This is a genomic window from Eubacterium sp. AF36-5BH, from assembly GCF_003460505.1.
Taxonomy (GTDB): Bacteria; Bacillota; Clostridia; order Lachnospirales; family Lachnospiraceae; genus Eubacterium_G.
In genome coordinates this window covers 42112-53177 of the sequence record NZ_QTVG01000014.1, presented here as the reverse complement: position 1 = coordinate 53177, position 11066 = coordinate 42112, and the positions used below count along the sequence as shown (strand labels likewise).

The 11066-nt window shown below is 33.7% G+C and carries 9 protein-coding genes and 1 pseudogene; all 10 read left to right on the top strand.

The features are described from left to right. Window positions 1–69: 69 nt before the first annotated feature. The 10 genes and pseudogenes from DW006_RS11745 to DW006_RS11700 all read left to right on the top strand — a co-directional run bounded on the left by DW006_RS11745 (window position 70) and on the right by DW006_RS11700 (window position 10974). Window positions 70–1710 (top strand): VirD4-like conjugal transfer protein, CD1115 family, encoded by a 1641-nt coding sequence (locus DW006_RS11745; RefSeq protein WP_118000853.1) that lies wholly within the window; start codon window positions 70–72, stop codon window positions 1708–1710. A 234-nt stretch (window positions 1711–1944) separates the two neighbouring features. Continuing rightward, a pseudogene (locus DW006_RS11740) lies at window positions 1945–2697 on the top strand (phospholipase D-like domain-containing protein); the annotation flags it as partial. A gap of 209 nt (window positions 2698–2906) precedes the next feature. Beyond that, a complete protein-coding gene (locus DW006_RS11735; RefSeq protein WP_118000850.1) occupies window positions 2907–3386 on the top strand; it encodes a hypothetical protein in 480 nt (159 codons plus the stop codon). Window positions 3387–3502: 116 nt separating this feature from the next. After that, window positions 3503–3796, top strand: a complete 294-nt coding sequence (locus tag DW006_RS11730) for a DUF3795 domain-containing protein (RefSeq protein ID WP_118000848.1) — start codon at window positions 3503–3505, stop codon at window positions 3794–3796. Between the two features lie 244 nt (window positions 3797–4040). Continuing rightward, window positions 4041–4412, top strand: a complete 372-nt coding sequence (locus tag DW006_RS11725; protein ID WP_118000860.1) for a hypothetical protein — start codon at window positions 4041–4043, stop codon at window positions 4410–4412. A gap of 34 nt (window positions 4413–4446) precedes the next feature. Then, window positions 4447–5289, top strand: a complete 843-nt coding sequence (locus DW006_RS11720) for a hypothetical protein (RefSeq protein WP_118000846.1) — start codon at window positions 4447–4449, stop codon at window positions 5287–5289. Window positions 5290–5305: 16 nt separating this feature from the next. Then, window positions 5306–5698, top strand: coding sequence for a DUF4313 domain-containing protein (locus DW006_RS11715; RefSeq protein WP_118000844.1), 393 nt, complete (start codon window positions 5306–5308; stop codon window positions 5696–5698). 9 nt (window positions 5699–5707) lie between these two features. Continuing rightward, window positions 5708–6211 carry a PrgI family protein gene (locus DW006_RS11710; RefSeq protein ID WP_118000858.1) on the top strand — a complete coding sequence of 168 codons (504 nt, stop codon included), beginning with the start codon at window positions 5708–5710 and terminating at the stop codon, window positions 6209–6211. Between the two features lie 15 nt (window positions 6212–6226). Then, window positions 6227–8578 (top strand): VirB4-like conjugal transfer ATPase, CD1110 family, encoded by a 2352-nt coding sequence (locus DW006_RS11705; RefSeq protein ID WP_118000842.1) that lies wholly within the window; start codon window positions 6227–6229, stop codon window positions 8576–8578. Between the two features lie 269 nt (window positions 8579–8847). Next, window positions 8848–10974, top strand: coding sequence for a P-loop NTPase fold protein (locus DW006_RS11700; RefSeq protein WP_118000840.1), 2127 nt, complete (start codon window positions 8848–8850; stop codon window positions 10972–10974). The last annotated feature ends 92 nt before the right edge of the window (window positions 10975–11066 follow it).

Here is an 11066-nt window from a genome sequence, read left to right as displayed (position 1 = left end):
GCAGGGGAAAAGGTGGAGATAATATCAAATCCTTACCTATTGCTATAGATTTTAAGAAGCACCGGGGAGATGCTTAAAAACAACGGTTATAATGTTAAGGTCATCAATCTTATAGATATGGAACAGTCGGACTGTTACAATCCGTTTTCATATATCAGGGAAGAAACAGATGTGATAAAACTGATAACAAATCTTATTGCAAACACAACGCCAAAAGGAACATCCTCGGCAGATCCGTTCTGGGAAAAAGCTGAGGGAATGTTTTTACAGGCATTGTTTTATTATGTATGGCTTGAGGTACCGAAGAATGAGAGGAATTTTGAAACAGTGCTTAAACTTATGGGAAAAGCTGAGGTAAAGGAGCAGGGAAAACCGTCACAACTTGATGCCATAATGAGTGTGCTTGAAGAAACAAGTCCGTTAGGTGCAAACCATCCTGCCGTAAAGCAGTACAAAAAATGTATGAGGGGTGCAGGAGATACGGTGCGTTCCATTATTATTAGTGCCAATTCAAGACTTGCATTTCTTGAAAACAGGAAAATATTAAGGATTTTGTCAAAGGATGAAATGAATCTTGCAGATATAGGAATCGGTGTAAACGGAGACTGTGAAACAAAAACAGCATTGTTCTGTGTAATTCCTGACTCAGATAAATCTTACAATTTCATTATTGGTATGTTGTATACTCAGATTTTTCAGGAACTTTATTATCAGGCAGATTTTAATTTCGGTGGAAGACTACCAATACACGTTACATTTATGCTTGATGAGTTTGCAAATGTGGCACTTCCGGATGATTTCTGTTCCTTGTTATCAACAATGCGAAGCAGGGAAATAAGTTCTGTTATTATTATACAGAATCTTGCGCAGATTAAAGCATTGTTTAAAGACACATGGGAGACAATTCCGGGGAATTGTGACAGCCTTATATATCTTGGCGGAAACGAACAAAGTACGCACAAATATATTTCAGAGCTTCTTGGAAAAGGAACAATTGACAAAAAATCAAGCGGTGAAACAAGAGGCAGACAGGGAAGCAGTTCAAGAAACTTCGATGTTCTTGGCAGAGAACTTATGACACCTGATGAGGCAAGAAAGTTAGACAATAAAAAATGCCTGATATTTATAAGGGGATTTGATCCCATTGTGGATAATAAATTTATTCCGTTTAAACATCCTGCATTTGCATGGACTGCCGATGGTAAAGGAAAAGCATATATACACACCAAAAAGGAGGATTCGGTCGTTATCGGTCCTCCTTTTGAAATCCTGAACACACAGTCGCTTGCATATTTTGAAAGGTTAAAAGATAAGGGAGAAAATGTCTACATTGACAAACTTGATTATGACGAATTGATGATGATTGAAGATAATGAGCTTGGAAAAAGATTTACAATGCTTGATGAAAAAGAGCAGAAAGCAAAATTCAATATGGAGCAGCAAAAAGAACTTGAGTATGCAGATGATGAAGAACAAAGCAGTTCAACTGATGGAAATGGTGGCAACAATATGGTAATAATCAAAGACAGGAAGAAACCAGATTGGGAGGACACAATTGCAAACCGTGTTCTGCATTGGAATTATTCTGAGGAGCATAAGGCAGAAATGAAGAAGGCAATGGCTGACGGTATACCAAGAGAAAGAATCATGGAATATTTTTATCCGGAGATGTCGGCGGAACAGTTTAGAAAGATAATAAGAAGGCAGTAAAAAGCAATCGTATAAGCACATTTGGTATGATATAATGTGCTTATGTGAAATAAAGATTTAGAATTTATTAAAATGTACTAAATCGCGTATTTAGGAAGGAAGAGAATTTGATTAATTGCTATTTTACGAATTTAGAAAGTATTGCTATATGTGAACTAAGAAAAGCTGAAATAAGCATTAAAGCAGCAGTAGCGTGGATTATTTAATCATTATGGGTATGTTTTAGAAGAATTACTCAATCGAGGTGTGAAAATAGAAATCTTGTTAAATAATGATTGTAATAATTTACGTTATATAAAGCATATAGAGCATTTGAATGAGAGAGGTGCTGATATAAGGTTAGTTAGCTTTGCTGGAATCATGCATCATAAATTTTGCGTTATAGATAAACATTTATGTATGTTTGGTTCATTTAATTGGACTCAAAATGCCAATATTAGAAATATTGAGGATTTAAATATATGTGATGAGGTATCCTTTGTAAATAATTATTTACTCGAATTCAAGGCACTTTGGAATTTGAGTAAAACTGATATCCAATTACTTCTCCATCCGTCATATTGTAGTATTTGCAAGAATCCAATTATAAATATTTTATTTATGGAAGTAGAGGGTAATTATCAAACAAAAATTGATATAGTACAACAATGTGGTTGTCAGCAAAAAATAGTTTATACGGACTATTATGATGCTAGTGTTTATAACGAATATGTAGGAAGTATTCATCAATTTGAAGATGATATTTGGGCAGCTAAAGAAAGTGGTGATGAAACTACATATTATCAACTGATAGCACAACAAGATTTTGTGGTTGCAAATTATTTATCACTTGTTAGAAACAATAGAATGGGAATGCCAATTATTCATGCTGTTGGTGTGAAAGAATGGAAGTGGTTCAATAAACATGACGGAGAATTTATTTATAAGGTTATTTGGAAAGAAAGGGGAACCAATTCATATGTTCAGGATGAATATGAAATTATGTGACAGACTAAAGGAACCAACTTAATTGACTGAATTATATAGTGGAAAGAACTTTTGTTGGAAAGAAAGACGATGGGGATTAGCCATTCGATAATTGTGATAAAAGTATTGATGAATATTTAGTATCAGATTTTTTGTTAGAAGATACTTCAATATCTAAATTTTTTAAAAAGCATAACGTAACATTTGAAAAAGGAGAGGGTCATATTAATATGTTTTATAAGGGGGAGTTACAACCATTAGATAATGAATTTAAGTATGATGGTGGTAACATATATTATGTAAGATCTAGGCTAGGATATAATACTGCTCAGGATTATTGTGTAAATGGATTTGCTTTTAGGTCATATTTAGAAAAAAACAATTATTATAATGTATTATCCAGTGGTCCTGAAATAATGCAAAACATTGAATGGCTTCTTGGTATTAATGGAATGATTTCTGATTATTGTAATAATAGTAAATATTATTGTATGGAGTATTTAATTCCTTTGTCAGAAGTGATTTTTGATATAAATAATCCACCAAAAACTGATTGCGAAAAGACAGTAGAATTTTTGAAGCAGGTAATATTAAGATTATATGATGAATGGATTGAAAGTAGTTTTATATGTGATGAGAATCTCATATTAAGACTTTCGGATGATGCACACATTAAGTCGGAGTGGTTTGTGGAGATAGAAGAGCTATAATGAAAACATAATGATATTGAAAAAAATTTTTTAATGAAAAAAATAAAGGTATAATGATAATGTTTATTTAAAAGATTTTTTAGTGATATCAAATTTGAATTAGTGAGGGCGAGAATATGAGAAATAATATAGATTTTACAACAATTACTGCTTGTGGAGAATGCTGTGTAGGGTGTAAGAAAAAAGAAAATGGCAGTTGTCAAGGTTGTATAGAGTCTGATGGGCATTGTATGGAATGGACATTATCCGACGGCTGTCCAATACATAAATGTGCAAGAGAACATAATGTCCAATTCTGTGGATTATGTGAAGAATTTCCTTGTGAGTGGCTTATTCAAAAAGTAATTTGGAGGGAAAATATGGTAGAAGAATTAACTGAATTGGCAAACTTATATTCTAAAAAGAAATAGACAAATTTCGGTTTGTGATTAATTTCATTTAAAAGTAGATAAAGATATTCAAGAGCACTTTAGCCATAGGGTTGAGGTGCTTTTTTCGTGCCATAAAGAGGGGGTGGTTACAGCATAAACACATCGGGGAAAGCCCTACTAATCAATACAACAGGCATTGCCTGATTATTATATATTTACTACTAACAGCCGGTATGAGGGAGACCTTGTATCGGCTTATTTTATGAAGAAGGAGCAAAATGATATGGAAAAAGAAAATATTTTAACACCAGATAACAGAGTGGTGGAGAAGAACAGAATGAAAAGATTTATAAACAGAGTAAGGAAGAACATCATACCTGCAGTATCGGGTGTGATAACAATGACAGCGATTGAATGTACAAATGTAATGGCAGCAGACACAAGTTCCGTTACAAAACCGCTTGATAACCTGAAAACACTTGTCATCGCGATTATTGGGGCGATAGGTGTAATTATTCTTGCAAAAAATGTAATGGAGTTTGCACAGGCTTATCAGCAGCAGGATTCCTCCACAATGAACTCGGCACTGAAAGGAATTGTGGCAGGAGTAATGATGGCAGGTATATCATCCGTTCTTGGAATTTTGGGATTTTAGTATGGAAATGTCGGAGAAAGAGAGGTGATGAAAGTTGGACATATTTAAACTTGGACAGCAGATACTTGATCTTTTGGAGATGGTATTTGGGTTCTGGAACAATCAGGTATCACTAGTGTTCTCACTTTTAGGTCAGTCACCTGAATCGTTTAAGGGCGGAGGACCGTGGAGTGCAGTGGAGAGCATTGAGCCGATATTTGTCGGGGTAGGTTCTTCACTTGTGGTTCTTTTCTTTGTTATCGGTTTCTGTTCGGAAAGTGTGGACATTAAAGAGGACATGAGATTTGAAGTGATATTAAGAATGCTTATGAGAGTAGGAATTGCTGAGTGGCTGGTTGCCAATAACGTAACCATCATGAAAGCATTTTTCAGTTCAGCAGGTAATCTGGTAAAGCTGCTCAGTGCAGGAAACATGACTGAACTTACGATAAACAGCACGCAGGCAGAAGTAATTAAGAATCTTGGATTTGGTGCCAGCCTTGTAATGCTGATACTCGCATCAATACTGTCAATCGTTATTATTGTCTGCGGTTTTTTCCTGATATACACGGTATATTTCAGATTTTTAAAAATACTGATAATTGTTCCGTTTGGAGCAATTGCATTTTCCACTGTAAGCGGAAATAGAATGGTAAGCCATACGGCAGCATCTTATGCAAGGTATTTTCTGTCTGTGGTTTTTGAAGCAGTCACAATGGCACTTGCAATTATTGTATGCAATGCAGTCATTAATTCGGGACTGCCATCGTTTACGGGAGAATATGCAGACTGGACGCAGACACTTATTTATCTGTGCGAAATGACGTTTTCCATTGCACTTACGGTAGGAACGGTCAAAGGAGCACAGGGATTAACAGGCAAAGCATTAGGATTATAAGAGGAGGAAGCAGATAATGGCAAAACAGATGATATATGAATCAAAATGGGGAGAAGAAACAGTAGAGCTTACAATGAGTCAATATGCGGATAATGGCAATATATTTCTTGAACTGATAAATACACAGGGAGAATATCCAGAACCGTATGGAAACGTAACCGTAAATCTGGTTGATGTTCCAAAATACTGCGGTTATGTTGATACCAACAATATGCCGGAGATGGAAAAATTCATAAAGGATAATGATTTAGGGGAGTTTACAGGGCTTACACTTAGAAGCGGCTTTTGTGAATATCCCCTTTATGTTTTTAATGTGGATAAATTGAGGGAACTCTGTCCCAAGCAGATGGAGAAATATGAGAGCGGCATAGACGCTAACAGAGAAAAACAGGAAGAAAAGACAAGGTAGGTGATTAACGTGTCAGTAGAAATAAACAGGGACATAGATAAGTTTCAGGAATCGGTAGTTTTAGGTCTTACCGCAAAACAGCTGATTGATTCGGTGTTAAGTGTACTGGTTGGAGGTGCAATCGTTTTGATTTCTTATAAAAAAGTGGGACTTACGGTATCAGCATATATTGCAATACCTGTCGTTGCCCCGATTGCACTCAGCGGATTTTATTCGTTTAACGGAATGAGCTTTATGCAGATGATGAAAAAAAGAATACATTTCATGTTTAAGGTAAAACCGTTAATATACAGGTCAACGGAAAACGTATCGGAGTTAAAAGATGTGGCGTTGGAGATGGAGGCAGAAAAGAAGAAAACCGAAATAGGAACAGAAGGAAAAAGCACCGGAACTGAAACAGATAAAAAGGACAGTTTTGAAAAATCAAAAAAGAAAATGATAAAAGTGCTGATATTAAGCACAGCAGTAGTGATTGCAGCCATAGGCATTGCCTGTGGCTGTAAATTTTTATAGAAGAGGAGGATAAGAATGGGCATATTTTCAGATGGCTTCAGGGAACTAAAAAAAGCATCAGAACCGCTTTACAAAAGCCCGAAGTCCATACAGGAAACAATAGAAATAATGGAAGTATCGGAAAACGGTATTTTTAAGGTTTTGGATAATAAGTATTCAAAGACATATAAGTTTATGGATATCAATTATACGACAGCAACCTATGATGAGCAGGAAGACATTTTGCAGAGATACTGTAAGTTTTTAAATTCATTTGACTGTTGCTTTAAGATAACAATTAACAATAAAAACAAGGATATGCAGGATTTGAGAAGATATATACTGCTTCCTTACTTAAATGATGAATTTGATGATTTCAGAAAGATTTACAATGACATTATCGAGGAAAAGATTAAGGAGGGCAGACAGGGAATTGAGCAGGAAAAGTATCTGACAATTACTGTGGAAAGAAAGACTTTTGAAGAAGCAAAGGCACAGTTTGCAACGATTGAGGTAAATGTCAGAAAGGCATTTAATGAACTTGGAACAGATATTCAGCCTTTAAGCGGAAATGAAAGACTCCGTATTCTTCATGATTTTTATAATCTTGGAAAGGAAGATGAATTTGACTTTGACATCAGGAAGGCAAAACGTATCGGAAGGGATTTCAGAAATGATTTGTGCAATGGAATGATAAAGTTTCATCAGGATTATTTCGAGGATGAAAACAAAGTGTGCAGGGCACTTTTCTTTAAGAAATATCCAAAGAGTCTTTCAGAGGAGTTACTTAATACGATAACAATGCTTCCGGTGCACATGATTACAAGCATAGATGTTGTACCGGTTCCAAAGGACATGACAATAAGGTTATTACAGAAGAAATATCTTGGAGTTGAATCGGATATTATAAAACAGCAGAGGGTAAGAAACAAAAATAATGACTTTTCCACGGAGATTTCATATACAAAGAGAATGGAGAAAAAGGACATTGAGGATATGATGACCAATGTCAGGGAAAATGATGAGAGCATGTTTTATACCGCAGTAAATATTATTGTAATGGCAGATGATAAGGCAGAGCTTGACAGTATATGCGAAACTATTGTAACAATCGGAAAAAGTAACGGAATTGCTATTGATACACATCAGTTTATGCAGAGGGAGGCATTAAATACGGTGCTTCCGATTGGTGTAAGACAGGTGGAAACAATGAGAACAATGCTTACAAATTCCCTTGCAGGTCTTGTACCTTTTAACGTACAGGAATTAAGGGATGATGGAGGTAATTATTACGGTATCAATCAGGTTTCAAAGAACATAAATGTGGGAAACAGAAAGAAGCTGATAAACGGAAACGGATTCGTATTCGGTGTTCCGGGTTCAGGAAAATCATTTTTCAGCAAGATGGAAATGGGTAGTGTATTCCTAAAAGGTGAAGATGATGTAATTGTTATCGATCCGATGATGGAATATTTTGACATTGCAAAAACATATGGGGGTACGGTTGTAAATCTGTCCACATATACTGATAACTATGTAAATCCTTTGGATATGGATGTGTGGAATCTTGATGCAAGGGATTCTAAGGGATGGATAAGGGAAAAATGTTCTTTTATGTTCGGACTGTGTGAGCAGTGTCTGAATCAGCCTTTAACACCACAGCAGCGTTCCATCATTGACAGATGTTTGACGGAAATGTATCTGGAGATTGCAAGAAGCAGGGAGAAGTATATTCCGGTAATGTCAGATTTTTATGAACAGCTGTTAATACAGAGTGATGCAGAGGAGAAGAAAATAGCAAAGGATATTGCATTATCGCTTGAGATATTTGTAAAAGGCTCCCTTAATATTTTTAACCATCAGACAAACGTGGATATGGATAACAGATTTACGGTATACGGTATCAGGGATTTAGGACAGGACCTGGCACCGATATCAATGCTTATTATGATGGAGGCAATACAGCAGAGAATTGTTGAGAACGGTCAGAAAGGCAGGGCAACTTGGCTTTATATTGATGAAATACATGTGCTGCTCAATTCAGAATACAGTGCAAAGTATTTACAGCAGTTGTGGAAGAAAGTAAGAAAACAGGGCGGTCTTTGTACTGGAATTACTCAGAATGTGGTTGACCTTTTGCAGAACTATACTGTTACAACGATGCTTGCAAACAGTGAGTTCATTGCAATATTAAAACAGGCAAATACAGACGCAGAAAAAATAGCAGATGTAGTCGGGGTATCGGAATCGCAACTTGAATTTGTAAGCAATGTTCCGTCGGGGATGGGACTAATAAAGTGCGGAAATGTGATAATACCTTTTGATAATACGATTAGGAAAGATACAGGATTATATAAGTTATACAATACAAATATTCATGAGAAATGAAGGATAAAGAACAGATATCTGTAGGATACTGTGTGTGGATAAATATTAAATCATATGTTAATATTTAATCAAACAGTATAATAGTAAATGCAATACTATAATTATCTTATTTTAGTTAGTATTTTTTTTAAGGATTCCAGAGCATATGTAATGAAATATTATGCATATTATTTTATGTTTGTTATTGTGTGATTAGTGCAAAGATAATAAAATTATGTCTAATTATTGAAAGATACAAATATGAAAACTACAATGAGGAGGATGATAAAATGCCTAGATTACTTTCTATAGAAGAAACAATAAATATAATTAGAGAATATATTGAAGATGATAGAAAAAAACAAGCAATACTTTTAAATGGTGAATGGGGATGTGGGAAAACATTTTTTATTAATAATAAATTGATTCCTCAAATCAATAAAAATAAATTTCAGATATATCAAATATCTTTATATGGTGTTTCTGACATAGAAAAAATACAAGATTTAATTTATGAAAAATGGATAGAAAAAGTAGTAGAAGATAAAACAGAAAAATTTGACATAGTAAGTGATGCACTAATAAAGAGGATCGAATTATTGGGAAAAAATGCCATTAAATTTTTGGAAAACAAGATGGGAACAGATGGTAATGTTGCTGATATGGCAAAAAATATGCTTGAACAGAGCATCGGTAAGGACAAAAAACCACTTCTTATTTTTGATGATATTGAAAGATGTCAAATTGATATTATTGAGTTGATGGGATTTCTTAATAATTTGTCTGAGAATAAGGAATATAAAATTATATTAGTCGCAAATGAACAAGAAATAAATAGAGATGAAGATGAAATTGCAATGGCATTAAAATATGAAATTGCATTGAACAGCAGACTTGATGTAGAAAACTTAATAGAAAGAAAAAATAGAAATGTCATAAATGAAAGTCAAAAAGAATCCGATAATAAAATAAATCGTGAAGAATTAGCCAAGATAACTCGTCATTATTTTGGCAGGAAAACAACATACGAAAGAACTAGAGAAAAATTAATTGGATTAACGGTACCATATAGTATTTCAATTAAGGAGTCATTTGATGAGATAATATCAGAATATATTAAGGATAAAAATGTACAAAAAATAGTTGAAGAAAGCAGCCAAGATATTTTTGATTTATTTGAGCAAGAAGGAAATCGAAATTTAAGAACATTAATTGTTTCATTTATTGCAATTGAGGATATTATTTCCTCAATTGAACAAGACAGAATATCAGATAAAGTAATTCTAAGGGATGAACTAAAAACGATTGTGTTGTATACAGTATATTCTGCTATAAGAAGAACAAATGGGATAGATGAGTACAATTGGCCTAAAAATACTCGTTATGGATGCGTGAACAACAGATTGTTTGCAATACAGCGTACAAAAATATATGGATATGCATTTGTGAATGAGTATTGGAAAACACAATGTATTGATAAGGAAGTAGTCTATGCAGATATTCAAAAAGTTATAAATCAAAAGGTTGAGTCAAAAAAAGCATTAGAACAAACAAATGAACATCGATTATTAGCACTTAACAGTCTATATGAGTGGTATTTATTACAAGATGATGAGGTAAAACAACTTATTTTACAAATGAAGAAAGAGTTAGAACACAAAAAATATTATCCACAAGAATTTAAAGATATAATCCTTACACTGATGCGCATAAACAATCCTAATTTTGGGTTAATTACTAGTGAAAATCAAAAACAAAAAGGCAGACTTTATGATTCTACAGAAAGTGGTCAGTTTGTAGGAATGTCTTTGGGTAAACAAAAGGAAGTCGTAAGGCATCAATATGAAGATTGGGAAATATATGATATTTCAGAATTTATTGATTTAATGGTTGAATATCTTAATGAAAGTGAAAATAAACTTACGAAAGAAATGATATGTGTTTTGTCAGAAGATAAAGAGTTTGCTTATGAGTATAGATGCTTAACAATGCCATTAATTGAAATGATTGAACGAGATGAATTGGATGATGCAATCGTAGATGAAAATGGCACAAAAATATTTGATATGCAATGGAATGAACAATTAGAAGTGTTTTGTAAAAACAATAGCTTAGAGTTTCAGAAACAAGGAAAGTTTTTATCTTTGTTTGAGTATAATAAGTTAATTGAGAAATTTAAACTTGCAAGTCCAAAAGAGATAAGTTTTTTTTGTGATGCTGTAGAAAATGTTTATTCATTTTCAAATCTTGTAGATTTTTATTCTGTAGACTATGAAATAGTAAAAGCTATATGTAAATATAAAATGGAATCACTTAATGAAAATAAAAGTAGAACTAAAGAAATAGCATTAAGAAGATTACAAGCTGATATGTGTAAATATGCGAATTTGCTTAAAAGGAAAGATATAGCGGAGTAAATAATATCTTAAAAATAGACACCTTGATAATTCAAGTATAATAAAAAGTAAGTGAATGAAATAATTGAATAATATCACGAAAAAATTTTAAG